We start from the raw sequence: 25,906 nt of genomic DNA, 5'->3' as shown, positions 1-25,906 counted from the left end.
TCGCCGATGCTTGTGCCGAACCAGGTGATGGATCTTTACTTCTTGGACGTGCGATCGATGCTCTTGGAGATCGCAGCCGCCTTGGACCGCTACGACGCGGCCGCGGAGCGAGTCGCTTCGGGCAACGCCGATGGCGACCCGCGCCGCCGCAAAATCCACGAGGCGCTGCGGATTCTCGCATCGTCGGGGTCCCGGGACGATCGCGTCGAGGAAATTCTGCTGCTCTTCTCCGACGATCCGGGCGGAACGCCGTAACGCCGTTCGGTAAGAGCGAGTCGGCGATGAGTTCTCTCCCGGACGGCTCGCGCGATCCGGCACCTCACGGAGCGTCGATTCTAACCCGAGGGAATGCAAGGCCCATGTTCATCATTCAACCGCACTATCACGCCATCGCGCGAACCACCCAAGATTACGAACGGATGGCGGCCGCCGGCGTCGTCGCCGTGGCGGAGCCGGCATTTTGGGCGGGGTTCGACCGCCGGTATCCCGAGACGTTCATCGACTATTTTCGCCAAATCAGCGAGTTCGAGCCGACTCGGGCCGCACAGTACGGCATCCGGCATTTCTGCTGGGTGGCGGTCAACCCCAAGGAGGCGGAGAATCCCGAGCTGAGCCGCGTCGTCCTGGAAAACATGCCGGCATTCTTCGAAAAACCGACCGTGCTGGGCGTGGGCGAGACCGGGCTTCACAAGAGCACGCCTCACGAAATCGAAATCTTCGAGGCCCAGATCGAGCTGGCCCTTCAGTACGATCAGCTCCTGCTCGTGCATACCCCGCATCTGGCCGACAAGCTGTTCGGCACCAAACGCATTTTGGAGGTGCTGAAGAACTTTCGCCTCGATCCCGACAAGGTCTGGATCGACCACGTGGAGGAACACACGATTCGGATGGTCAAAGATGCGGGCTACTGGCTGGGCTTCACCTTGTACCCCATCACGAAATGTTCACCCCGTCGGGCCGTGGACATGCTGGAACGCTACGGCTGGGAGCGGACGCTGATCAATTCCTCCGCGGATTGGGGCCCCAGCGACCCGGCCACGCTGCACGAGTGCATCTTCGATTTTCGCCGCCGCGGGCACTCCCTCCAGGAGGCGATCGAGGTCTTTCACAATAACCCGGTCCGCTATCTGGGACAGAACCGCAAGTTCGATCTGCCGTTGATCCAGGTGGAAACGCGCGAAGTCGGCCTCGTGGGCTTTCCCTGACCCGGCGGCATCCCGGCCGAAACCGATCCAGCACCATGCTTTTCCAGCACGAAAAGATCGCCGTCGCGCTCTGGTCGCTCTTGGCCGCGGCGGGAATGACCGCCTGCAAGCTGCTGGTGGGGGTGTTGACGAATAGCTTGGGAATCATCGCCGAGGCCTTGCACTCCGGCCTCGATCTGATCGCCACGGCCATGACGTTGTGGGCGGTTCGACTGGCCGAAAAACCGCCCGACCGCAACCATACGTACGGTCACGGCAAGTTCGAGAACCTCTCGGCCCTGGGGCAGACTTTGCTGCTGCTGATCACCGCCGGCTGGGTGATCTATGAAGCCGCGGCACGCCTCTTCTTTCGCGAGAACGTCGAGATTGAGCCGAGCGTGTGGGCGTTCCTCGTCGTGCTGGGGTCCATCGGCGTGGATGTCTGGCGGGCGGGCGTGCTGAAGCGGGCCGCCGCGAAATATCACAGCCAGGCCCTCGAAGCCGACGCCTTGCATTTCTCCACCGACGTTTGGTCCTCGCTGGTGGTCTTGGCAGGCCTAACCGGCGTCTGGTTGGGACAGCGATGGGGTATGCCTGGGCTGGAAAAGCTCGATGCCCTCGCCGCCCTTTCGGTAAGCGTCCTGGTTATCTACGTCAGCATGCGTCTGGGGATGCGCTCGGTGGCCGTCCTCTCCGATCAAACCTCCGAAGAATTGGTGGAGCGGATTGCGGCGGCGGGCCGCGTGGAAGGCGTCTTGGACGTCAAGGACGTCCGCGTGCGGCAAAGCGGGGCCGGCGTCTTCGCCGACTTGACGGCCGTCATCCCGCGCGATCTGAACATGGAGGCCGCCCACCAATTGGTGAGCAATGTTGTTTCGGCCGTGCGCCAAGCCGTCCCCAACGCCGACGTGATCGTGCATCCCGAACCCACCGCCCGGGCTGAAGAGGATCGCGCCACCACGATTCGCGTGCTGGCTAAGCGTCACGGCCTGGAGGCCCACGACGTCCACGCCATCCATGAGGAAAACGGCCGTCAGACCGTCGAATTGCACGTCGAACTGGACCCCGCGCTCAACCTCAGACAGGCCCATGAACGGGCTTCGCGTTTCGAGGAGGAGATGAAGAGCCAGTTTGCCGATATCGACGAGGTCATCACGCATTTGGAGCCGTGGTCCGCCAGCCAACCGGCGGAATCCCTCCCCGGCGACGAGGCCGGCGTCGAGAAGGTAATCACCGAGTTCTTGGCCTCCTTGGGGGCGGTCGGACACGCGCACGACTTTCGCTTTCAGCGGACGGGACTGGGTCTGGCGCTGTCTTTTCACGTCCACTTGGACGGCGCATTGCCCATCCACGAGGCGCACGAGATCTCGCGCGGATTGGAACGGCGACTACGCAACGCATTCCCCGCCTTGCACCGCGTGACGATCCACGTGGAACCGCATCCCGAGAACGATGCCGGCTGAGTCTCCGCTCGCGGTCGCCGCGTGCCGGGACGCTCCACAAACGCCTGCGTCGGCCGCCGCGCAACAAAAACCCTATCCCCTCGACGCCCTGGGCGCAAGGAGATAGGGAAATGTGTTGGAACGACCGAGAACGGCGGCGGGGTTCAGTGCGACGCCTTGGCCTCGCCCTGTTGGCAGCCCAGCTCGCGCAACTCACGGACCCAAATGTTGCGGAAACGGACGGGGTTGCCGTGGAATTGCAGGTGGATCGGTTCCTTTTCGCCGTGCGGGGTGTAAGCGGGCGCCTTTTCCCACGCCGTGGCCCCTTCAATTTCGAAATGATTCTGCACGACCACGCCGTTGTGAATGACGGTGACGTAGGCGGGCTTCACCAGATTTCCCGACTCATCGAAACGCGGAGCCGTGAAGATGATGTCGTAGGCCTGCCACTGGCCGGGCCCCCGCGAGGCATTGACGAGCGGCGGATGCTGCTTATAGATCGCCCCGCATTGACCGTCGAAATAGGTGGGGTTTTCGTGGGAATCGAGAATCTGGATTTCGTAGCGGTTCATCATGTACAGTCCGCTGTTGCCGCGTCCTTGCCCCGACCCTTCCACCTTCTCCGGCGTGGCGAATTCCAGATGCACTTGGCAGTCGCCGAACTTCTGCTTGCTGGTAATTCCGGTGCCGTGCGAAATGGCATAACCGTTTTCCACGATCCAGTTTTCGCCGTTCTCCCATTGCGACAAATCCTTGCCGTCGAAAAGTACGACGGCGTCCGAAGGCGGCCCTCCGTCCTGGCCGGGAGTGACGACCGGCGGCTCTTCCCAAACCTTGCCGCTGACCCATTCCTCGGCCGACAAGGGAGCCGAAGCGGCCCACCACGCGGCCGCGCTGCAACAGACGATCCCAAGCAACGTGCGCATACCTACCTCCTGGGGATTGAAACAACGGAAACACAAGTACAACGAAGCCGAATCGGAGACCTTGCGGCGCCGAAAGGAAACTTCGACGCTGCCTCAGGCGGGGCGATTGTTTCACGGCAACGTCGCCGATGCAATCCCGTCATCATGGTTCGCGGTGGCGACGCCGTCAAGCGTCACGTCGCGATGGGGGCGGGAGGACCGCCCGAGGCTTGCCCCCTTATCCGCATTCCCGTCACGGAACCTCATCGAAGACGCGGACGTAGTCCACGACGAATTCATCGGGAAGTTCGGCGGCTTTGAGTTCCGGGCTGGGGCGGCCCTCGCGCCGATACCCCATGCACTCCGCCGAGACGAGAATGAATTGTTCGCGGTGCGAGATCGGTTCGTCGATCCGCCAGGTCTCCTTGCCGTCCGCATAGAAAACGTACTCCCGCGGCGTCCAAAGCAGGCCGAAGGTGTGAAATCCGTCCGGCGATTCCTCGAGCTTAACCGATCCGGAACCTTTGCTCTTTCGGTTCTTGCCGTAACCGCCGGTGTGCACGGCATGGGAGATGACGCCGTCGCGGGAGAAATTCTCCATGATGTCGATCTCCACGCCCGAATCGCCCGGGTCGAGCGTCGCCCCGATGCAGGGCGATTGCAACCAGAAGGCGACCCACCAGCCGGGCTGCGTCGGCAGTTTGCAGCGAATTTCGTAGTAGCCGTACTTGTGGACGAAGCGCGGCGGCTCCAGTTCGGCGATCGGCCAGACGAACTTCTGCGTGAAGGTGCTGTCCGGCGGCCGGTCCATGAAGTTGGCGCCGGTCTGCAACTGCGACGTGAAATAGTCGCTGTCCTTTTCGTAGACCGTCAGCACCAAACGTCCCTTGCCGTCCAGATACCAGGCGTCTTCGACCCAAGTTTCGTGACGCCGGTGCATCATGTGGAGACGGAATCCCCATTTGTCGCGGTCCAGCTCCGTGCCGTCGAATTCGTCACTCCACACCAATTTCCACTGTTTGCCGGGCGGCAAACGGCTCGGCACCGGTTCGCCGATCGCCTGTTGCGCGGCTGCCGCCGGCGGTGGGGCGTCTTCGGCCGATGCCCAGCCCGCGCAAAAACCGAAAATCACAGCCCAGCCCAACCCTGCGTAGCCGCGTCGCATGTCGTTGCCTCTCCTGCCGAGTCCCATCACTTGAAATCGTGAACGCCGCTTGGCTTGTCCTCCGTCGGCACGGCCGAGTTCAACTTCTGGAACCGCCGCGACCGTAGTCTACTCGGTCGACCGCGCGACTCCAAGGCTTTGCCGATCGCGGTTCTCAAGGCGCTATGCCGAAGAGCGAGGCCGCGTTGCGGCGCGTTTGGGCGGCGAACTCCTCGACGGCCATGCCCCGCAAACCCGCCAGAAACGTTCCCGTGTGGACCACGTATTCCACGCGGCATTGCGGGACGCGTCCCCGCAGCGGTTCCGGCGTCAGATAGGGGGCGTCGGTCTCCACGAGAATCCGGTCGAGCGGTACTCGCCGCGCCGTCTCCCGAATCACGTCGAATTTGCGATTGCGGTAGGTCGCCGAGCCGGCAAAGCTGATGTAGAAACCCCACTCCAGCCACCGTTCAACATGGTCCCAGGCGGCCGCACAGGCGTGCATCACGCCGCGAAGTCCCCGCGCCGCGAACTCGCCTAGCAGGGGCGTGATTTCCTCCTCGGCGTCGCGGCAGTGGATGACCGCCGGCAGTCCGCTCCGCACAGCCAGCTCCAAGTGACGGCGAAACCAGTCGCATTGCACATGCCACGGGGTGTAATCACGGTAGCGGTCGAGGCCCGTTTCGCCGATCGCCTTGACCCGGGGATCGCGGACCCAGGCCGCGACCCGCTCCCAATCTTCCTCGCCGCATTCCGCCGCCGTATTGGGATGGACGCCGACCGCCGCCCAGACCACGCCGGGACATCGCCGCGCCAATTCCATCGCGGCCTCGTTGCTCGGCGTGTCGATGCCGGGACAAAGAATCCCGCAAACACCGACTTCGTTCGCCGCGTGTACGGCCTCTTCCGCGCGGTGGAGCATCTCCTCCCGCGGCGACTGCTCGTCCAACAGGTAGAGATGGGCGTGCGTGTCGAACCACAATCCGGGCGGGACATTGCGATCCGTTGGCATGGCGGGGGGCCTTTCCATCCGCGGCGACCGGCTCGGGAATCCTTCTCTCGCCGTCCGATTCCCGCCCTATCCTGCAAATCCAGCCTTGAGCGATCCGCGAGCGCGGCGGGCGGTCATCCCGCATCCTCGGGCGAGGCGGGCGATACTTGTCGTAAGTCATCCAACAACGTTTGCAACCGCTCGGCTTCGTCGAGGAAAAGCCGTCGCAGCGATTCCGCCGACTTGGCAACGGCGGGGTCGAGGCCGGAACCGCCCGCGGCCGCCTCCAACTCCGCCGCCCCGTCTCGCAACTCGCGGATCGTCTTATCCGCCAGAAAGTCGAGCGCCAGATCGTGCCACGCGGTGTACACGGCGGGGTAATTGCCGGGATCGGGCATTCCGCCGCGACGCACGATATGCTCGGCCACCTTCGCGGCGAATTCCCGGTGCTCTCCCGCGATCTCCTGCATGGCGTCCCAAAGATCGACGAATCGACCCGGCACCCAAGGCCGGGCCCGATACAAATAGGAGGGCAACGAGCGGGCGGTCAACGTCAGCATCCGATTCAAAAGTCCGCCGTCCGAGGCCGCCCTGTCGTCATCATTTCGGCTCCGGAAGGAATCGGAAGCTCCCGCCGTTTCGTTGCCGAAGGAAGCCTGGGAAAAGGGTTCCAGTTGTGTTTCCATCACGAGTCGTTTTTTCCCATTCTGTAAGCGTGCAACCGCGGCTGCGTACGCCCGTTGATTCGGCCGTGCGCGGGACGCCTCGCCGCCGAAGAAGCGTCGTGCGGCGCCTCACGGCAGACCGGCCGCGGCCTTGGCCCAACCGAACAAGGGCTGCCAGAGTACGCCCAGCACGATCAGCGCCAGGGCCAACGAGGATACGAACATCGCGGCGGGGATGCCGACGCCCGGCTGCTCCCCGGCAACGGCCTCGCCAGGCGAGTCCAACACCATGACTTTGACGACGCGCAAGTAATAGAACAAGCTGATCGCCGTGTTGACGGCGCCGACCACCAGCAAGGCCCACAACCCGGCATAGGTCAGTGAGGCGAACGCCGCGAACTTGGCCGCAAAACCCGCCAAGGGCGGCAAACCGATCAGACTGAACATGATCACGGTCACGGCCGCCGTCAATCCCGGCGAGACGCGGACCCAGCCCGCAAAGTCGTCGATCGTCTCGCTGCGGAAGGTATCTCGCAGGAAGGCCGTCGCCGCGAACGCGCCCAAATTCATAATCAAATAGACGGCCACGTAAAAGGCGGTCGCGGCCAAGGCCCAGCGGGCAAGCTCGGGCTGGGAAGGCCACAGCATGGCCGCGGCGGCGACGGGCATCAGCATGTAGCCCGCGTGCGCTATCGTGGAGTACCCCAACAGCCGCTTAAAATTCCTCTGCCCGTACGCAGCCAGATTACCGAACGTGCAACTGACGGCGGCCAAGACGGCGAGCACGGCGGCCAAGAATCGGCCCACCACCTCCGTAGGAGAATAGCGACCCGGCACGGCGGCCGGCGATGACAGCGAAACCGGTCGGGCCGGCGCAGCGTCGCGGTCCGCGCCGGGAGCCGCGAGGGTCGCCGCAGTGGGGACGGCGTTCGGCAGCGTCACGGCGAGCCGGGCGGACTCGGCAGTGATGCCCCGCTTCGCCGCGGCGAACTGGGCCGGCTCCGGGAGACGGTTGACGGTCGGATCCGCCCCCAGCAAGCCCGCCGTCACGCGGATCAACAGGATCAGCGCGCCCGCCTTAGACACGGTGGAGAGGTAGGCCCCGACTTCGGCGGCCGCCCCCTCGAAAACGTCCGGCACCCAAAAATGGAAAGGAAACGCCGAGAGCTTGAAGGCCAAGCCCACCAGCAGCATCAACAGTCCAAGCACGAGGACGGGGGCATGGGCGGCAAAGGCGGAAGGATCGGTCAACGCGGCCAATCGTGCCCCCATGGCGGGTAAATGGAACGAACCGAGGGTGCCGGCCAGCAGCGTCATGCCGTACAGCATGGTACCCGCCGCCGCCGCTCCGAACAGGGCGAATTTGACGGCCGCTTCGCCCGACGCCCGACGCGATTTGATAAAACCGGCCAGAATGTACCCGGGAACGCCGGCCATCTCCATGCCCAACAGCACCATCAACAAGTGATCGGCCGAAGCCATGACGCACAGGCCCAAAATGGATGCCAGATAAAGCACCAGGAATTCCCCGGCGTCCTCATCCTCGGGCAGCCGCGTCATGGCCAGAAAAACGACGAACACCGCGCTGAACCCCAGAAACAGGATGCGGAAAAACAGCCCTAAAAGATCGAACCGCAACAGACCGGTGAAGCCGCTTACGGCGGTAGGGGGCCAGTGCGGAAGGAGCGCCAACGAGGACCATTGCAGGACGGCTGCCGCCAAGGCCGCCAGCACCCCGAGAAATGCCAGCGAGTACGGCAACCTCCGGCGCGACGGCAGGAACATCCGCGACAACAGCAGCAACAGCATGGTGACGCAGACCAACCCCTCCGGCGCGAATAGCCGTAGGGAGAGAGAGACGTCGCCTTCGAGTCGCTCGAGCAAATAAAGCAGATTCACGATCGATTCACGTCCCGAAAACGGTTCCAGGGAATACGCTTCATGCCGCACAGGGAACGCCCACCCGCTCGGCTGCGGCCCGGGCGACGGATTGGAATCATCCCCCTTCCGCCTTGCCGTCGGAGTTCAAGGCTTGCAGCCAGCCTTCTCGCGTGGAGGCGGGCAAATCCGCCGTCGGGGTCCCCTGCGACTCTGCGGCTTCCGCGCGTCGCATCCAGGCCGAGATTTCGTCCACGGTGCGATCCACGCTGGGAGCCATGTACTGGAACAGCGATTGAGGATAGACGCCCAAGACGACGGCCGGTATCAACAGCGCCGCACCGATCATGAATTCCCGGGCGGTGAGGGGCGTCAGCCCCTCGGGGTGCGGCCCACGGTATTCCGGCCCCAGATAGACCCGCTGGATCGTCCACAGGATGTAACCCGCCGTCAGAATCATCACCGACGCCGCGATGATCGCCATGACCACGCTGTAGCGGAAGGAAGCGAGAACCACCAAGACTTCGCCGATGAACCCGCACAGCCCGGGAAGCCCCAGGGCGGCGAAGAACAGCCCGAAGGCCAAGGCCGAATAGGCGGGCATTCGGCCGTAAATGCCGCCGAAGCGGTCGATTTCCCGGTGGTGCACGCGGTCGTACAGCACGCCCACCAAAAAGAACATGCCGGCCGAGGACAACCCGTGGGCGATCATCTGGAACATCGCCCCGTTCATTCCCATCTTCCAGTACTGGCCGTCCCAAATGCCGGGAACCAGGCTCCAGGCTCCGATACCGAGCACCACGTAGCCCATGTGACTGACCGAGCTGTACGCCACCAGCCGCTTGAAATCCTTCTGCGCCAGGGCGGCCAAGGCGCCGTAAACCATGCTCACCAGTCCCAGCAGGCAAACCAGCCAAGCCAATTCGAAGGCCGCCGACGGAAAGATCGGATAGCAGATCCGCAGGATGCCGTACCCGCCCATCTTGAGCAGAATCCCCGCCAGAATCATCGAGATCGGCGTGGGCGCCTCGACGTGGGCGTCCGGCAACCAGGTGTGGACCGGCACGGAGGGCACCTTGATCAGGAAGCCGATCAAGAGCAGCAAGAAGCACCACCAGGCCAGAGACTTGCCGAAGAGTGCCGGCCGGAGGAAAGGCGAATCCGGTAATCGGCCCAGCTCCGCCAAGGCCGGAAGACTGAACGTGTGCAGGGGTTTTTCACTCGGCGCCAAAGACTTGGTGATGACCGATTCGTGCAGCAAGGCGTCGCGCCGCTGCTGCTCCGAGAGCCGGCGGACGTCGCTGTTGTAGTACATCACCAAGAGCGCGATCAGCATCAGCACGGAGCCGACCAGCGTGAACAGGAAAAACTTGATGGCGGCGTACTCCCGGCGCGGTCCGCCCCAAATGCCGATCAGGAAGTACATCGGCAGCAGGACCACCTCCCAGAACACGTAGAAGAGGAAAAAGTCCAGGGCGGTGAACACTCCCAGCATGCCCGTCTCTAAAAGCAGAAACAGGATGCTGTAAGCCTTGACGTGCTTGGTGATGGACCAGCTTGCGGCGGCCGCCAAGACGCTGAGAAACGCCGTCAGGAGGACCAGCGGCAGGCTCAGGCCGTCCAATCCGAGGAAGTAATAGATGTCGAACGAGGGGATCCAGGGGATTTGCACCAGGTTTTGGAAACCCGGCTCGCCCGCCGTGAATCGCGCCTGCGATACCGCCCGTTCCACCGGGTTGTCGGAGTCTCCGAAGCCCGGCAAGATCAGCCGCAGGCTTAGCAGAAACACGACCAGCGTCGCCCCCAGCGTCAACCGGCGAATGGCTTCCGTCGCCCGAGCCGGGATGAAAAGCAGGATCAACGCCACCAGCGTGGGCAGGAAGATAATCAAGCTCAAGACAATTGCGGCAGCCATGGTCTGCGATCGTATCCGAAGTTGTCCTCGACGCGCCGCACGGGGGCGCGCATGTCCCATTCGCGTATTCCGTTTTCGGCTTCGCCGGTCGATGCGGGCGGGCGATCCCGCCGCAGCCGCAAGCGTGCGATCGGCTGCTCGCTTGCGACCGGGTCGCGGCCGATTGGATTATGTCGTCAAGAATTGCCAATACAACGAAGCGAGGACGAACAAGGCGGCCGTCCCCGCGGCCAACCACACGATATACAGCCGGATTCTACCGGTTTGAATCCGTCTCAGGCTCAGGCCCAGGCGATAGGTTAACTCCGCCACACCGTTCACCGCTCGGTCCACGAACAGGCGGTCGAACACGTCGTCCCATACGGCAAACTCGCGGACGGCGGCGGCGGAACCGTCGGCCAACCGGTCGATCACTTGCCGATCCACCCAGGCCGCACAACCGGCCAGAAAGAGCGTGGGACGAACCCAAAGCCGGGCATAAAGCTCGTCGAAATACCATTTGTTTTTAAGGAAAACGTACACCGGCCGAACGGCCGCCGCGACCCGAGCCGGATCGACGTTCCGCGTGCCGTAGAAGACGACGGCCAAGCCGATACCGAGCACCGCCGCGGCGAAGGCCGCCCAAGAGGCCGCGGCATGGATAACGGCTTGGTGCGACTCGTGCTCCGGCGGCACGGTCAACGCCGTCCAGGCCGCTCCGGCAAACCCCGCTTCGCCCGTCCCGGCCGGTCGCCCCTGCTCCAAGATGTTCGGGATGCTGAACTCCGTCCCCGGCACCTGCCATCCCGCCACGACCGCCATGATCGCCAACACCGCCAGCGGGACGACCATGGACGGCGGCGATTCATGGGCGTGGGCGAACACGTGCTCATCCCGCGGCGTCCCGGCGAACGTCATGAACCACAGCCGGAACATGTAGAAGGCCGTCATCGCCGCTCCGATCACCGCCGCGTAAAGCACCCAACCGTAGATCGGATTGGCACGCTGGAACAGCAAGACCTGGGCAATGACGGCGTCCTTGGAGTGGAAGCCGCTGAAACCGAACCACAGCGGGATTCCCACTCCGGAGATCGCCAGACAGCCGATGAGCATGGTGCCGGCGGTCCAGGGCATTTTCCGCCACAGACCGCCCATCCGCGGCATTTCGTTGGTCCCGCAGGCATGAATGACCGAACCCGAGCACAAGAACAACAGGGCCTTAAAAAAGGCGTGGGTCAGCAGGTGGAACAGCCCGGCGACCCAACCGCCGACTCCCAAGGCCAGCATCATGTAACCCAACTGGCTGACCGTCGAATAGGCTAATACGCGTTTGATATCCGTCGCCGTCAAGGCGATACTGGCCGCAATCAACAGCGTGATGGTACCGACCACGGCCACGACGTAGAGAACCTCGGGCGTGAAGAGGGGATAACAGCGTCCCACCAAATACACGCCGGCGGCCACCATGGTGGCGGCGTGAATCAAGGCGCTGACCGGCGTAGGGCCTTCCATGGCATCGGGCAACCAGACGTGCAAGGGGAACTGAGCGCTCTTGCCCACGCACCCGCAGAAAACCCCGAGGCCTGCCAGAATCAACCACAAGTAGCCCGACGGTGCGCCGCGGCGCGGAGCGGCTCCTTGCCGGGAATCGTCGGCGGCCGCCCCGTGTGCCGTCCCGGCCCGGTCCGCCGATCCATCCGCGCTTTCGCCGGAAGGCACGGCCCCGCCCGCGAATCGCCGCATTCCCTCGGGCACGATCAGGGCGTGATGCTCGGCCTCGGCGCGAACCAGGGAGAACATCCCGGGTCGCAGTTCACCGCGGGGTCCCGGCACGTCGCCGAAATCGAGCGTGCCCAGCGTACCCAGCAAGATCATCAACCCGAACACCATGCCGAAATCGCCCACCCGATTGACGATAAACGCCTTGTTGGCGGCGGTGGAGGCCGAGCGGCGTTCGACGTAGAAGCCGATGAGGAAGTACGAGCAGACGCCCACCAATTCCCAAAATGCGAAGACCATGAAGAGGTTGCCCGACGCCGCCAGTCCCAACATGCTGAAACAAAACAGCGATAGGAACTGGAAGAACCGGTGGAAACGCCCGGGTCGCACCAGAGGCTCGCCGTCGTCTCCGCGGACTTCGCCGTCGTGGAATTCGTGCAACTCCTCATGCATGTAGCCGAAGGAGTAGACGTGGATGCAGGTCGCGATGAAGCCGACCATGAGGAACATCGCGATCGTTAGCGAGTCGATATAGTACCCGACGCTGAGTTGCAGCTCGCCGAAGCGGGCGAGCGTGTACCACGTCCCGCTCAGAGGGGACGGCGCGACGCCGGTGTGATCGCCGGAAGCGTGAACATCCGCCGCCTCGTGGCTCGCGACGGATGGCGAGAGCGGATGGGCGGTGAACCACTGGTACGCGGCCGCCGCGGAGAGCACGAACGAAAGCGCGATGGCCGCCGTGGCGACGTAGCCGGCCCAGCGGCCTCCGGGTCCCAATCGCGGCCCGGCAAGCAAGATCACCACGAACGAGGCCAGCGGCGCCAAACAGGCCGCCGCCAGCAAGCTCGGAATTGCCGTGTGAGGTTCCATCATCCGTTCAACCGATCACCGTGATCGACGTCGATCGTCGCGTAACCGCCGTAGAATGTCAAAGCGATGGCCAGGGCCGCGGCCGCCTCGGCGGCGGCCAGAAGAATTACGAACAGGGCGAAGATTTGGCCGTCCAAGGCGGGCAGGGTGCTCCCGGCCACGAACGGGCCGGACATCGCCACCAGGTTGATCGTTCCTGCGTTCAGAATCAGCTCGATCCCGATCAAAATGCCGATCAAGTTCCGCTTGGCGATCATGCAGGCGATACCCGTCACAAACAGGACGGTTCCCACCAACAAATAGGCGGCGAGCGGAATCTGAGCTAGCGGCGGATCGATCATGGATACCCGGTATCTTCGTTGACTTATCGTTGTGGGCCAAGTTCCTCGAGGTGCGTTTTCCGGCGTTCCGAAACCGGCTCGGAATGCCGACCGCGCGCTGCGGCGAAGGACGTCACGATCCGCCCTCTTGCCCGGCGGCGAGGGCGGTAAGGGCCGCATCCGGACGATCCGATTGTTGCCAATCCGGTTCGCGACGCCCCTCGGATTGCGTGCCCGCCGGACGCCGGAGCCGGGCCAAGTAGGCCGCCCCGATCAGCACCGTCAGCAAGTGGACGGAAACCAGCTCGAAGGGCAGCAAGTACGCCAAGCCGAAGGTCGCCGTAGCGTCGCCCGCTTCCGCGGAAGAGGCCGCGTCGATCCGCAGCCCCAAGAGCGCCGCCCCCAGCCGGCCGGGTGAAACCGCCGCTTCCGCAGCCGGCGGTTGCGCGTCGATCGGTCGGGGAAACCGCAGGTTCGCCTGCACCAGCACCACCGACAGCGTCGCCGCCGTCGCCAAGGCCAGCAACCATTGATCGGGAGTGGTTTGCATCCGTACGAAGGGAGTTCGGGCGGTCAGCATCACGCCGAAGGCGATCAGCACGACCGTGCCGCCGACGTAGACCATCAATTGCATGGCGCCCACGAAATACGCGCCCGCCAAGAAAAACAGGCCCGCCACGGCCCCCAGGCAGACGACCAAGTAAAAGGCCATGCGCACGATATGCGTCGTGATTACGGCCGACACGGCGGCCGTAATCGTGATCGCGGCGAGGATGATGAAAAAGACCCAGTTCCAATCCATGACGTTTTCACCCGCCGGAGCGGCCCTCCGAAGCTGATCTCGACCCAGCTTGCTCGGGATCGCGGGCGGCGATCCCCACTCGGCAAAACCGGCAGCCTCCGCCCGGGTCCTGTGAAGCCGACGTCCCGGTCCGTTCCGCGACATCCGTCGCAACGACGCGGGGCACGCCGGGAGATACGACCTCGGGCACGGTTCCCAGGGGCCGCCCGAGAATCAAACCGCCGGGGAAAAAGTACGTCCACAGCACGGCCCCCACGAAGGCCCCGCACACCAACGGGAAGCAATACTTCCAACACATGGCAATCACCTGGTCGATGCGCAGGCGGGGCAGCGTCCAGCGGAGCCACATCATGAACACCACGCCCGCCAGACACTTGGCGAGGAAGTTCACGGCCCCGAGGAGATTTCCGAGAAAACCCGCCGCCGGTCCGTTGGCGGCGGTCAAACCCACCGCCGAAACAATCGGGATGGGACCGTTCCAACCGCCCAAAAACAGGATGGCGGCCAATCCGCTGAAGGCCGTCATGGAGGCATACTCGCCCATGTAAAAGGCGCTCCAGCGAAAGCCCGAGTATTCGGTGTGAAACCCCGCCACCAACTCGCTCTCGGCTTCGGCCAGGTCGAACGGGGCGCGGTTCGTACCCGCCGTGGCGCAGGTCATGAAAATCCAAAAGGCGGCAAAGGTGAAAGGGTCGTGGAACAGGAACCAGTTCCAGAACCAACCCTGCTGCATGTTGCCGATGGCCGTCAAATCCATGGTCCCCGCGATGAGCACGGGAATCACGGCGGAAAAGGTCAGCGGTACCTCGTAGCTGACGACTTGCGCCCCCTCCCGCATGGCGCCCAGCAGCGACCACTTGGACCCGGAGGCGTAGCCGCCCAGGATGATGCCGAAGACCTCCAATCCGGCCACCGCCAGGATGAAGAACACGGCAATGTTCAGGTGTTGGGCGACCCAGCCGTCGGCAAACGGCAACGCCAAGAAAACGGCGAAGGCCGGGGCGAAAGCGGCATAGGGAGCCAGGCGGAACAAGAAGCCGTCGGCCTCTCGGGGGATCAAATCCTCCTTGCTCAACAGTTTGAGGCCGTCGGCCAGCGGTTGAAGCCAGCCGAACCGTCCGCCCACCCGCGTGGGACCGAGACGATCTTGGATGCGCCCGGCGATCTTCCTCTCGGCCCAGGTGGCGAAGGGAACGATCGTCATCACGATCGCCAAAATGACGCCGACCTGGAAGAGCGCCACGCCGGCGTAGATCATCCACGCCCAAGACGAGGTCGTGCTTCCGCCCAGTTGTTGGATCAGCCACTCGGCCATGTCAATCCGGCTCTCGTATTCGCCGCGTTGATTTCTCGAGACTTCCTGATGGGGGGCGATTCGGCCTGCCGCCGCCCGCCGCCGCGTTCCATTCTTGACTTGCCATTCTTGACTTGTTCCCCGCCGCGCCCGGCGGCCGCAATCAGCGATCCACTTCTCCCAGCACGATGTCCAGCGAGCCTACGATGGCGGGCACGTCCGCGATCAGGCAATTCCGGCTGAGGTGCCGCAGCGCCGACAAATTGCAGAAACTACTACTCCTCGCCCGTGCCCGCCACGGCACGGCCTCGCCCTGGCTGACCACGAGAAAGCCCATCTGTCCCTTGGGGCATTCGGTCTCCAAGTAGACCTCGCCCGGCGGGAGTTTGTCGTTCAATTTGATGGGCCGGCCGATGTCGCCCTCCGCTTTGCGATAGCGGTCGATCGCCTGCCGCACCAAGCGTATGGATTGGGCGACCTCCACCATGCGGACGAAAAAGCGATGCCAGCAGTCGCCGAGCACGGCCTCCGGCGGGACGTCCGGACACGGCGGATTCTGCGGATAACGCCCCTCTCGGCAGACGGCCGTTTCGAAATCATAACCCTCGTACATCCGCGTGTAAAAGGGATCGCCGTCGCGACGAAGGTCCCAATCCACGCCGCTTCCTCGCAGTACCGGGCCCGTGCAGCCGTAATCCAAGGCGTCCTCGCGGGAGAGCACGCCGACGCCGGCCGTCCGCTTGATGAAGATCGCGTTCGTAGAAAGAAGGTCGTGCAAGTCGTCGATGACGGGGTTGAACTGATCGAGAAAGGACTCGCATTCCTCCAACCAGCCGGGGGGCAGGTCGGCCATCATGCCGCCGATCGTGATGTAGCTGTACGTCAGCCGCGCCCCGCAGACCGCCTCGAAGAGATTTAGAATCTTCTCGCGTTCGCGGAAGCAATACATAAAAGGCGTGAAGCTGCCCAGGTCCAGGCCGTACGTGCCCGCCGCGACCAAGTGCGAGGCGATACGCCCTAATTCCGCGATCAGAACGCGAAGGTGGCGGGCCTTTTCCGTCACCTGCAATCCCAGCAGTTTCTCGACCGTCAGCGACCAGCCGAGATTCATGTTCATGCCCGCCAGGTAGTCCATCCGGTCGGTGTAGGGAATCCACTGCCGGGCGGTGACGTTTTCGCCGATCTTCTCGGCGCAGCGATGCAGGTACCCGATATGCGGCACGGCGTCCAGAACCAACTCGCCGTCGGTGCGCAACACCACCCGCAACACGCCGTGCGTGCTGGGGTGCTGCGGCCCCATATTGATCAGCAGTTCTTCGGTCCGCAATTCGCCCGCGGCGGCGAGGGATTCCCGATCTTCGGACATGGTTTCCCGAATGGTTTGTATGTAGGGGCCGGCCGATCGTCGGCCTTGCGGCTGCCAACGGCCGGCCGCCGGTGGCTATCGAACTCGAATGCCGTGATACTCCTTCGGCATCTGGTAATCCTTCCGCAACGGGTGCCCCTCCCAGTCCTCCGGGCACAGGATGCGTCGCAAGTCGGGATGGCCGGTAAACTCGACGCCCGACAAGTCATAGACCTCACGCTCGTGCCAGTCGGCCGCCTTCCAGACTCCGGTCACGCTGGGAACCCGCGGCAACCGGCCGGGGACGTCGTCCCGCCAGCGCGGCAACAACACTTTCAGCACCAACCGCGCATGATGCGTCAAGCTGGACAGGTGATACAACAACTCCAAGTGCGGTTGCCAGGACGTTTTGGCCGCCTTCTTCGCATCCGTTTGCAAATAATCCACCGCCGTGATGCAGTTCAGCATCTCAAAGCGCAAGTCCGGTTCGTCGCGGAGGAAGCGGCAAACGTCCGGCAGCGCGGAGGCGGACACCACGACGGCCTCGTCTCCGCCGGGCGATTGCACGCCCTCGACGGCCTGGCCGAACCGGGCCTTCAAACGTTCAGCAACCCAAGCGGTTTCCACGACACCTCCCATCGCATCGGAATCCCGCACGGCCGGGCCCCCCCGGCGATGCGTGAACGACGGCCTTTCGGCTAGTCTCCTCCCTCGCCTCTCGGCGGCGTGCGAATCCAGTTCAAATCTCCCCGATGCCAAACATACGCGAAGCCCACCATGAGGATCCCGAAAAAAACGGCGATATCCCACATGGCCAGCCGCGCCAGTCGTCGTCCGAAGACGGGAACATCTTCCACCCAAGAGGGCCGGTGGGCTTCGTGGATCGGACCCGGGGACTCGAACGCCGTACCCCGCACGCGCACCGGATTCGCACCGCCGTTCGCCCTAAAGCCGGCCGCCTCGCCCGGCACGCCGTCCACCACCGCGCCGCCCGGCCGATCCCGCACCGAGGATTCCAGCACCGGCCCCAAGCCCAGTTCTTCGAACCGCATCACCTGGGCATCCACCGGCAAACGACGATCGCTGAGTTGAGCGGCCTTTCCGAACACGGTCGCCCAGGGAAAGAAGAACGCCACTTCCACGTCGAAAATCAGGAACACCAAAGCGACCACGTAGAAACGCAGGTCGAACTGCACGTCCGCCGTGCCGAGCGAAGGCTCGCCGCACTCATAGATGTCGCCTTTGACGGGGGTGGGATTATTCGGGCGGAGCAACCGACCGATCAAAAGACCTCCCAGCACGACGGCCACGGCCGCGCCGAAGAATAGCAAGAGGTATCCAACCACCAAAACCGGAGACATGCGGGCCAATCACTCCCGGAGCGGTTGCAAAATTCGCCAGCTTTGCTACTGAAAAATCCCATTGTAGGGCATCCCCCTGCGGATGCAAGTCCGCGAAACCTGCGCACCGGCGGGTTCTAGGAAACGTTGTGCCGCAGACTTGCGTCGCAGACTCGCCCGGTGAAAGGGCGTCGCGCGAGCTTACGAAAGCTCCGGCAGCTCGGAGATGGGCCGCCGCCCGGCGAATCCGGCATCCCATTCGTGCCAAAACCGGATTTCCGGTTCCCCCAGGCGCCAGCAGAGCCAAATCGGCCGCCCATCGAGACGGGCCGGAAAATCCAAGATGCCTTCCCGGATGTTCTTGATCTCGGCGCCCAACCCCACGATTTCCCGCACGTACCCCTGCAATCGTAGGATGTCCTCTTCCAGGGAACGTTCCATGGCGGTCACTTCTTCTCGGTAGAGAGGGTGCCGCTCTCGCGCACCGCGATTCAACTCCGCCAGGCGCTCCTTCCGAAGCTGAACGTCTTCGGCCAAGGCGACCATACGCTCCACGATAGGCCGGACCCCGACCAATACCGAGTTGGCTTCCCGCAAGGAAAACCACGCGCCTTCATCGGTGACGGAATTTTCACGATTCATGGAAGGGTTCGATTAAAGATTTGGCTGGGGCTTGATACTGAGAAGCAATTGCGACGCAGCCGCCGACTGCCGCTGCATTGGCGCGATCCCGTCCGCTCATGCGCCCGGACCTTCGTCCACCGGCTGCGTGACGGCCTTGGAAAGAGCGACTGCCGTGGGGTTCAGCGTATTCTTCCCCCATGCCACTTCCAGGGGCAGTCGGGCGAAATCGACCACACAACCGTCTCGGGAATAGCAACTCAGATCGTAGGTGGAACCCATGAAAATGCAGTCGACCGGGCAATTCTCGGTGCAATACGCGCAGAACATGCACTTCGTGTAGTCGATGACGAACGAAGTTACCCGAAAGCCTTTTCGGCCCGGCACCCGTTCCTTGGTAATGTAGATGCAGTCCACCGGGCAATCGCGGGCGCAGCGGTCGCAGCCGATGCACGACGTCAGGTCGAAGCGGTGAAAGCCGCGGTATCGCGGCGCGATGACCGCCGGTCTTTCCGGGTATTCGTAAGAGTGCGTGAAAGTTCCCCGCCGGCGGCTGTACGTCGTGACCCAGGTCCGCAACGTAACCCAAAGGGCCTCCACCGTCGTGCTCACGGCCTGGAAGACATTCCGCCACCAGCCGATAAAGCCGTATGTCGCGTTTGCGATACCAGACATAAAGAATTCCCCGGATTACAACCTCGAAACGGAAGGCGGACGCCGCTCAACTGTGCCGTGCGATGCGCACGCCGAACTCTGGGGGCATCCTAACGGATTCAGCGCCTCGGCCGCGGGTCCCACGGAAGATTGAGACGACCAAACCGTCGTTTCATTATAAGTTCGTGCGAGCATCGGACAACGCGACCGGCCGCCGTCCGAAACCGTTTCCGTCAGATCGCTCTTGGCCACGATCGAGCGGAGCAGCCGCTTTAGAACTCCTATAAAAGAAGGCGCTGTATTCCCAAAGGAAGGTGCTGCGTCGGCTCGGTCGCTTCCGACGAGACGTCCCCCAATGCCCGCAAAGCGGTCTTAGCAGTTTCGTCGCAGGGGTGACCCCGGAATGGGACATCACCGATATGTCGCTTTCTTGACACACGACTGAAAATGTGTATAGTTCATATTGAGGTGGTGCCTGCGCGAAGACACCTCAAGCTTCCGGGTTGAGCGACAGCTCTGCGGCACCGTGCTTGCACTGATGTCGCTGCAAGCCGGGTCGATTCGATCGGCAAATATTGGGTTGAAGTTGACGAAAGATTAGCTGGAGTAGGAGCACTTTACCTCTAAAGAGGTATGCGACTACGGTCGGCGCCGCGTGGATATTGCTTGACAGGTTGATTTTAGGCAAGTATGGTCGGATAGTGAAAAGTTGTCTCGCGCGCTCACACCCTGCGCCGTGATCGCGCCGTAGTTCGCGCAGCCAGCTTCTGCAAAGGATGGAAGGATGCTAGTTCTGGCTCGAAAGAAGAACGAGAGTATCGTGATCAACGACCAGATCACTATTGTGGTCGTTGACATCCGAGGTGACAAGGTCCGCCTCGGGATTACGGCACCGAAGGAAGTGCCGGTCCATCGGAGAGAGGTTTTCGACGCTATCCGCGCCAAAAGCCGCGAAAGCGAGGAAAACCATCAGCCGGCCACGGAAGACGCGCAATCGTAAAGGATGCCCGAACCGCGGCTCCGAGAATTTGTGCGTCCATTTTCCCGTCCAGGTGAAATTGGCCCGCCAAGTCGTTTCCCTCCGTAACCGCTCTTCCCGGTTCCCGTTCTTTCCGCTCCCGAAGTTTGAAACATTGACGACCATGGTCGCCTAGGGCGTTCCGCGTAAAAACGGAACGTACGTTCGCGGCGGCACGTCGGCAAGGCTCGATCCACCCGGCTGTACCGCGGGCCCGTCCTCGCCCAGGAATCGGCGGTTGCTCCGGCTCCACGCGGACTTCAAAATGGCGTTAATGGGCAGGCGGCTCCCGAATGATGCGACTGCACGACCGCATCCGGCATCGCCGGTGTCGGGCAGGCGCTCGCTCGGCCCGCAACGGTCGGCCCGGGGCGATTCGCCTTGCCACGCGGGTCCGAGCGATCGCGGCTCATGTCGCGATTCGTAGTTTCGACGAAGGTTTCCATCCATTTCCCACTAGCTCTCCCGGATCGTGGCGGTCCCGGCCATGGAACAGCCCGCGTTTGGCAGTACCCTCCCGATGTCCGAGGCCGCCGCGGACTGGCTCCGCGCCGTCGGGATGCGAGATGTTCGGCGCGGTGTCGCCAATCTATCGCAAATACTCTCCCAAAGCATCTCCCGGGATCTTGCCGAAACGCTCTGTCGGCAATTGAAGGCCGCTTTGCCCTTGCTGGCTGATCCCGACATGGCCCTCAACAACCTGGAGCGGTTCTTCGCGGCGGTCCGCAGTCCGTTGTCGCTGGCCGCGTTTTTCGAGCGAGAGCCGGGGGCCTTGCCTCCGTTGCTCCAGTTCTTTTCGTCCAGCCAGTACCTTAGCGACATCTTGATCCGCGAGCCGGAATGCTTCGACTACTTGCACGTTTCCCGGGGCGAACCGCTGCCGCGCGAGGAGCTGGTCGATGAATTGACCTACGAAGTGAGTGCCTTGCGGCACGATCACGAAATTCTGAACGCCCTACGGCGGTTCAAGCAGCGGCAGATGCTGCGAATCGCCTACGGGGACTTCATTTGCAACCAAAGCGTGCTGACCGTCGCCCAGCAAATCTCGTTTGTGGCGGACGCGGTGCTGGAGGCGGCCCTGCGGACGGCCTGGACGAAATGCGTGGAGCGTTTCGGTCGGCCGCAAACGCCGGGCGGCGGTACGGCGGGCTTTTTCATTCTCGGTATGGGAAAGCTCGGCGGAACCGAATTGAACTACTCCAGCGACATCGATCTGATTTTCATTTACGAAGACGAGGGCGCGACTACCGGGCCGCGATGCGTGGAGAATGCCGAGTTCTTCCAGCGCGTCGTCCAGGAGATCGTACGCCTGTTGACCCATCGCACCGAGTTGGGTGCCGTGTATCGAGTCGACCGCCGCCTCAGCCCGGAAGGTGACAAGGGTCCGGCCGCCATCAGCGTCCCCGCCGCCTTGCACTACTACGATATTCGCGGGAGGACTTGGGAACGGCAGGCCTACATCAAGGCCCGGCCCGTGGCGGGAGACTTGGAGCTGGGTTTCGAGTTCCTGAAACGCCTGGAGACTTGGGTGTACGGCCGCTTTCTCGGTCGCGCCGACATTTCCGGCATCAAATCCCTCCGCCGTCGCATCGAGAGCCGTGCCCGCCGCGACGGCATCGAGGCGGAAGACGTCAAGAACGGCTGGGGCGGCATCCGCGACATCGAGTTCGCCATCCAATTCCTGCAATTGCTGCACGGCTGCGACATGCCGGCGGTGCGGACCGGCAACACCTTGGAGGCCGTCGCGCGCTTGGAGGAGGCCGGCCTGCTCAGCCACGAAGAGAGCTTCCATCTCCAGCAAAGCTACCACTTTCTCCGCAAGCTCGAGCATCGCTTGCAAATCATGTTCGACTTGCAGACGCATTCCCTGCCGACCGAACGGGAGGAGCTGCGGAAATTGGCCATGCGGATGGGCTACCCCGACCTCAAGACCAGACCCGCGGATCGCGCCTTCGAGGCCGATTATCGCCGTTTCACGGAGCGCAATCGCCGCATCCTCAATCACCTGCTCCAGGAGGCCTTTCAGGACGACGAGGAAACCACGGCCGAGGTGGATTTGGTGCTCGATCCCGATCCGCCCGAGCAACTCATCCGCAACGTCTTCTCCCGCTATCGATTTCGCGAACCGCTCCAGGCCTATCGCAACTTCATGTCGTTGGCCGAGGAGCGCATCCCGTTCCTTTCCACGCGGCGCTGCCGGCATTTCTTGGCTTCCATCGCTCCGGCCCTTCTCTCCGCCGTGAGCGCTTCGCCCGACCCCGACGCCACGCTGGTCACGCTGGACAAGGTCGCCGATTCGCTGGGCGGCAAGGGCGTGCTGTGGGAGCTATTCCGATTCAATCCGCCGACTTTGAAACTCTTCGTCCGACTGTGCGCGTACAGTCCCTTCTTGGCGGGGCTGCTCATCAGCCATCCCGGCATGATCGACAGCCTCATGGACAGCCTGGTGCTGGACCGGCTTCCCACCCCCGAATTCTTGGAACGGATGCTGCAAGAGCTTTGCGAGTCGGCCGAGGACATCGAACCGATCCTCCACGCCTTCCAGAGCGACCAGCTTCTCCAGATCGGCGTCCGCGACCTCCTCGGCAAGGACAACTACGAGGCCATCACGCGGGTCATCACGCAAGTCGCCGAGACATGCCTGACGGAAATCGCCGCCAAGGAATATGAGAGTCTGGTGCTGAAATACGGCCAGCCCGCCCTCGCCGGCGCCGCTTCGGCGGACCTCGCCGCGGAGATGATTATCGTGGGCATGGGAAAATTCGGCGGCCACGAAATGAGCTACCAATCCGACCTGGACGTCGTTTTCCTCTACGAGGGCGACGGGGAGACCGTCCCGCTCTTCAGCGGTCGTTACGGTCGCCCGCGCGAGGGCACGACGAATCAGCATTTCTTCAGCCAATGGGCGCAGCGGATCACGCGTGACGTGTCGCACCTAGGCCCGCACGGCCGTCTGTACCAGATCGACGCGCGGCTGCGACCGACCGGCAAGAGCGGCACGCTGGTGTTTCCCCTCGATGAATTCGCCCGCTACTTCCGCGAGGGCGAGGCCGACCTCTGGGAACGCCAGGCCCTCTGCAAGGCCCGCGTCGTCTTCGCGTCGCCCGCCATGCGGCAGCGGGCGCTGAACGTGATCCACGAAGCCGCCTTCGGGCAACCCTGGAAGGACGAATTCCGCCATAAGATCGCCGAGATGCGGCGGCGTCTGGAAGAAACGGCGTCCAAGGAATTCGACATCAAGCGAGGGCCGGGCGGCGTCGTGGACATCGAGTTCGTCGTGCAAATGCTGCAATTGCGGCACGGCGGCGATTGCCCGCAAATTCGCACCGCCTCGACCTGGGAGGCGTTGCGGCGTCTCTACGGCGCGGGACTCTTGGAAGAGGGCGACTATCAGTACTTGCTGGAAAGCTACACCTTTCTCCGCACCTTGGAAGGCCGTCTGCGATTGGTCAGCGTGACGGCACGGAATCACCTCCCCAACGATCCTACCGAACTGACCAAGCTCAGCCATTTGATGGGCACGGACGGCCCGCCCGCCCTGCTCAAAACGGTCGAGGATTACCTCCGCGAAAACCGCCGGGTGTTCGATCGCATGGTGGAGGGGTAATAGCTGCGGCCTCCCCGAAGCACCTTTTCGCGCGGCGACGTTCGTGCAGCCTCGGCCTCCGTTGCCGTCTTCCGCCGGCTTGCTCGCTCCAGGTCTTGGCCGTTCGGCAGTGCAAGCCGTGCAAGAACGGCCCGCAAACTTTACACAATCGATAGCACGCGCACGGCTCAAGCTCGACTGTGGTTCGCCAATAAACACCATCTAAATTGACTGAGTAGCAATTCCGATGACACAAACAGTTCCCGTAAGACGGTCCTATTCACATTTTTCCCAAGCGGATTTCCAGGAAGGATCCGATCCATGGGTGACGGAGCGACCTCGGCCCGATCCTTCGTGCACGGATGCTTGTTGACGGTAAGCCTTGCGGCCTTGTGCGTCGGTCTTGGGGATTGTCGGCAAGCACTGGGGCAAGACCCCGCCGCAACCAGCCACAAGGCGGTCTTCTACGACAACAATTTCAGCTATCTGCTCAGCCCTGAGACGGAGTCGGTCTATCTCGGCGACGCCTTCAAGCGATTACACTTCGGTCCGTCCATCACTTACGATGTCGGAGGCCAATTCCGCTTGCGATATCACGGCGAGCGGAATATGCGCGGGCTGGGGCTGACCGGTCGCGACGACGATTTCCTCCTGTACCGCACGCGGCTTTACACGAACGTCGAGATCGTGGAGCGCTTCCGCTTTTACTTCGAGGGAATCGACGCCGTCAGCAATTACGAGGATTACCCGCCCCGCGCCATCGAGGAAAACCGCGCCGACGTGCTCAATCTGTTCGGCGAAGTTCAGATTTGGGAAGGCGCGGCGGGGAAGCTGGGGGCACGGTTGGGGCGGCAAGAGCTGATCTACGGAGCCCAACGCACGGTCTCGCCGCTCGATTGGGCCAACACCCGGCGGACCTTCGAGGGCTACAAGATTCTGTGGCAGGGTGAAACCTGGAACGTGGATGCGTTCTGGGTCCGCCCGGTCACCGTCAACGCCAAAAAGTTCGATTCGCCCGACTACGACCAAGAGTTCTGGGGAGCGTACGCCACGCGGAAACTAGGGCGTCGACAGACGTGGGACGTCTATTATCTTCGCTTGGAAAACGAGCGCGAAGATTTCGAGTTCGACACCCTGGGCACGCGGCTGGCGGGCGAAGCGGGTCCGTGGGGTTACGAAGCGGAACTGGACCTGCAATTGGGGAAATATCAAGGGCGCGATCATCAGGCGGGAAGCTGGACGCTCGGACTGGGGCGAAAGTTTCCCGAATTGCCATGGTCCCCCGCCCTCTGGGCCTACTACGACTGGGCGTCCGGTTCCCGTACCCAAGGCAACGGCTATCACCACCTCTTTCCGCTCGCCCACAAATACTTGGGATACATGGACCTATTCGGCCGGCGCAACATCGAGTCGCCCAATGTGCAACTCACGCTTGCTCCCTGCGATCGCCTGAAGCTGGCCGCCTGGTATTACGTCTTCTTCCTGGAAAGCACCAAGGACGTTCCCTATACCGTCGCGATGACGCCGTTCAACGGCGCCAATCCACCGGCCGACTCTTACTTGGGGCAAGAGCTTGACCTCACCGCGACGTGGACGCTCTCCCCGCGGGCGGATCTGTTGTTCGGATACTCGCATTTCTTCGCGGGAGATTATTACAAGGAGACGCCCGGCCTGGTCTATCGCGGCGACGCCGACTTCTTCTATACCCAGTTCACGCTCAACTTCTGAGCCGATCGCAGGGCGACGCCCCGGAGAAAAGAAAAAGCGCGAGGTGAAAGAGAACGAGGCGCAAGAGAACGTGGGGAATAGGCGAACGGACCTTGGCGTCCGGGACATCCTCACGCAGCGGAGGGCACGGGACTCGAACCCGCAACCCCTTACGGGGCACCACATCTCCAGTGTGGCTGCTCACCAATTCGCATACCCTCCAAGTCGGCGGCGTCCGTGAACGAACTCCCACCACCTTTTGGGATTATAGCGTAGCCGGGCGGTCCCGTCAGCGCGGAGTGTCGGCCGTCGGCCCCCCTTATTTCTCCCCGCTTGCCCAAGAGCGAAAAACCGGCACCCCGGAAAAGCCGGATTCGTCTTTGTCAAAGAGCCGTAATTTGGTACAAGTTATGGCTGCCGGTTTTCGCGCGCCCTCCAGGGACCGCTGCGGACATCGAGCGATTCGTTCTTTCCCGGGAACACGAAGTCCCGGTCAATCGTCGTGTCTTGCCCGACAGGATCGCACC

The 25,906-nt window shown here is 63.0% G+C and carries 21 protein-coding genes and 1 tRNA gene; 6 read left to right on the top strand and 16 right to left on the bottom strand.

Features of this window, described 5'->3' with window-relative positions; translation table 11 throughout:
• Positions 1-6: 6 nt before the first annotated feature.
• The 3 genes from ACZ5B4_RS15765 to ACZ5B4_RS15755 all read left to right on the top strand — a co-directional run bounded on the left by ACZ5B4_RS15765 (position 7) and on the right by ACZ5B4_RS15755 (position 2,647).
• Entirely contained in the window at positions 7-255 is a 249-nt protein-coding gene (locus ACZ5B4_RS15765) for a hypothetical protein (RefSeq protein WP_464912188.1), read from the top strand.
• A gap of 104 nt (positions 256-359) precedes the next feature.
• Positions 360-1,205 carry a TatD family hydrolase gene (locus tag ACZ5B4_RS15760; protein WP_464912187.1) on the top strand — a complete coding sequence of 282 codons (846 nt, stop codon included), beginning with the start codon at positions 360-362 and terminating at the stop codon, positions 1,203-1,205.
• A gap of 35 nt (positions 1,206-1,240) precedes the next feature.
• Positions 1,241-2,647, top strand: a complete 1,407-nt coding sequence (locus ACZ5B4_RS15755) for a cation diffusion facilitator family transporter (RefSeq protein WP_464912186.1) — start codon at positions 1,241-1,243, stop codon at positions 2,645-2,647.
• Positions 2,648-2,790: 143 nt separating this feature from the next.
• On the opposite strand, the gene ACZ5B4_RS15750 is transcribed toward ACZ5B4_RS15755, so the two are convergent.
• The 15 genes from ACZ5B4_RS15750 to ACZ5B4_RS15680 all read right to left on the bottom strand — a co-directional run bounded on the left by ACZ5B4_RS15750 (position 2,791) and on the right by ACZ5B4_RS15680 (position 19,089).
• Positions 2,791-3,552 carry a 3-keto-disaccharide hydrolase gene (locus ACZ5B4_RS15750; protein WP_464912185.1) on the bottom strand — a complete coding sequence of 254 codons (762 nt, stop codon included), beginning with the start codon at positions 3,550-3,552 and terminating at the stop codon, positions 2,791-2,793.
• A 232-nt stretch (positions 3,553-3,784) separates the two neighbouring features.
• Complete coding sequence (locus ACZ5B4_RS15745) at positions 3,785-4,696, bottom strand: glycoside hydrolase family 16 protein (protein WP_464912184.1); 912 nt, start codon at positions 4,694-4,696, stop codon at positions 3,785-3,787.
• A 154-nt stretch (positions 4,697-4,850) separates the two neighbouring features.
• On the bottom strand, positions 4,851-5,687 hold the full coding sequence (locus ACZ5B4_RS15740; RefSeq protein ID WP_464912183.1) for a TatD family hydrolase: 837 nt from the start codon (positions 5,685-5,687) through the stop codon (positions 4,851-4,853).
• Positions 5,688-5,800: 113 nt separating this feature from the next.
• Positions 5,801-6,355 carry a hypothetical protein gene (locus ACZ5B4_RS15735; protein WP_464912182.1) on the bottom strand — a complete coding sequence of 185 codons (555 nt, stop codon included), beginning with the start codon at positions 6,353-6,355 and terminating at the stop codon, positions 5,801-5,803.
• A 105-nt stretch (positions 6,356-6,460) separates the two neighbouring features.
• On the bottom strand, positions 6,461-8,230 hold the full coding sequence (locus tag ACZ5B4_RS15730; protein ID WP_464912181.1) for an NADH-quinone oxidoreductase subunit N: 1,770 nt from the start codon (positions 8,228-8,230) through the stop codon (positions 6,461-6,463).
• A gap of 97 nt (positions 8,231-8,327) precedes the next feature.
• The gene (locus tag ACZ5B4_RS15725) at positions 8,328-10,124 is read right to left on the bottom strand and encodes a complex I subunit 4 family protein (protein ID WP_464912180.1); all 1,797 of its coding nucleotides are present in this window, start codon (positions 10,122-10,124) and stop codon (positions 8,328-8,330) included.
• A gap of 168 nt (positions 10,125-10,292) precedes the next feature.
• Positions 10,293-12,695 (bottom strand): NADH-quinone oxidoreductase subunit L, encoded by a 2,403-nt coding sequence (locus tag ACZ5B4_RS15720; RefSeq protein WP_464912179.1) that lies wholly within the window; start codon positions 12,693-12,695, stop codon positions 10,293-10,295.
• Positions 12,692-13,033, bottom strand: coding sequence for an NADH-quinone oxidoreductase subunit NuoK (nuoK, locus tag ACZ5B4_RS15715; RefSeq protein WP_464912178.1), 342 nt, complete (start codon positions 13,031-13,033; stop codon positions 12,692-12,694). Before nuoK ends, ACZ5B4_RS15720 begins: the two co-directional genes overlap by 4 nt.
• A 112-nt stretch (positions 13,034-13,145) precedes the next feature.
• Positions 13,146-13,814 carry an NADH-quinone oxidoreductase subunit J family protein gene (locus ACZ5B4_RS15710; RefSeq protein WP_464912177.1) on the bottom strand — a complete coding sequence of 223 codons (669 nt, stop codon included), beginning with the start codon at positions 13,812-13,814 and terminating at the stop codon, positions 13,146-13,148.
• A gap of 7 nt (positions 13,815-13,821) precedes the next feature.
• Positions 13,822-15,129: an NADH-quinone oxidoreductase subunit NuoH gene (gene nuoH, locus ACZ5B4_RS15705; protein WP_464912176.1), complete on the bottom strand. Its 1,308-nt coding sequence runs from the start codon at positions 15,127-15,129 to the stop codon at positions 13,822-13,824.
• A 142-nt stretch (positions 15,130-15,271) separates the two neighbouring features.
• Complete coding sequence (locus ACZ5B4_RS15700; protein WP_464912175.1) at positions 15,272-16,474, bottom strand: NADH-quinone oxidoreductase subunit D; 1,203 nt, start codon at positions 16,472-16,474, stop codon at positions 15,272-15,274.
• Between the two features lie 75 nt (positions 16,475-16,549).
• Complete coding sequence (locus tag ACZ5B4_RS15695) at positions 16,550-17,110, bottom strand: NADH-quinone oxidoreductase subunit C (protein ID WP_464912174.1); 561 nt, start codon at positions 17,108-17,110, stop codon at positions 16,550-16,552.
• Between the two features lie 41 nt (positions 17,111-17,151).
• Entirely contained in the window at positions 17,152-17,814 is a 663-nt protein-coding gene (locus tag ACZ5B4_RS15690; RefSeq protein WP_464912173.1) for an NADH-quinone oxidoreductase subunit A, read from the bottom strand.
• Positions 17,815-17,994: 180 nt separating this feature from the next.
• Positions 17,995-18,435 (bottom strand): DUF2203 family protein, encoded by a 441-nt coding sequence (locus ACZ5B4_RS15685; RefSeq protein ID WP_464912172.1) that lies wholly within the window; start codon positions 18,433-18,435, stop codon positions 17,995-17,997.
• A gap of 96 nt (positions 18,436-18,531) precedes the next feature.
• Positions 18,532-19,089: a 4Fe-4S binding protein gene (locus ACZ5B4_RS15680; protein WP_464912171.1), complete on the bottom strand. Its 558-nt coding sequence runs from the start codon at positions 19,087-19,089 to the stop codon at positions 18,532-18,534.
• 763 nt (positions 19,090-19,852) lie between these two features.
• Here ACZ5B4_RS15680 and csrA point away from each other — a divergent pair.
• The 3 genes from csrA to ACZ5B4_RS15665 all read left to right on the top strand — a co-directional run bounded on the left by csrA (position 19,853) and on the right by ACZ5B4_RS15665 (position 25,400).
• A complete protein-coding gene (gene csrA / locus ACZ5B4_RS15675; RefSeq protein ID WP_464912170.1) occupies positions 19,853-20,068 on the top strand; it encodes a carbon storage regulator CsrA in 216 nt (71 codons plus the stop codon).
• Positions 20,069-20,573: 505 nt separating this feature from the next.
• The gene (glnE, locus tag ACZ5B4_RS15670) at positions 20,574-23,693 is read left to right on the top strand and encodes a bifunctional [glutamate--ammonia ligase]-adenylyl-L-tyrosine phosphorylase/[glutamate--ammonia-ligase] adenylyltransferase (protein WP_464912169.1); all 3,120 of its coding nucleotides are present in this window, start codon (positions 20,574-20,576) and stop codon (positions 23,691-23,693) included.
• A 300-nt stretch (positions 23,694-23,993) separates the two neighbouring features.
• Complete coding sequence (locus ACZ5B4_RS15665) at positions 23,994-25,400, top strand: alginate export family protein (protein ID WP_464912168.1); 1,407 nt, start codon at positions 23,994-23,996, stop codon at positions 25,398-25,400.
• Positions 25,401-25,518: 118 nt separating this feature from the next.
• Here ACZ5B4_RS15665 and ACZ5B4_RS15660 read toward each other — a convergent pair.
• Positions 25,519-25,601: transfer RNA gene (locus tag ACZ5B4_RS15660), tRNA-Ser, on the bottom strand.
• Between the last annotated feature and the right edge of the window lie 305 nt (positions 25,602-25,906).

It is taken from the genome of Thermogutta hypogea (assembly GCF_055386265.1).
The sequence above is the reverse complement of the archived record's forward strand: the minus strand, read 5'-3'. Positions and strand labels throughout refer to the sequence as shown.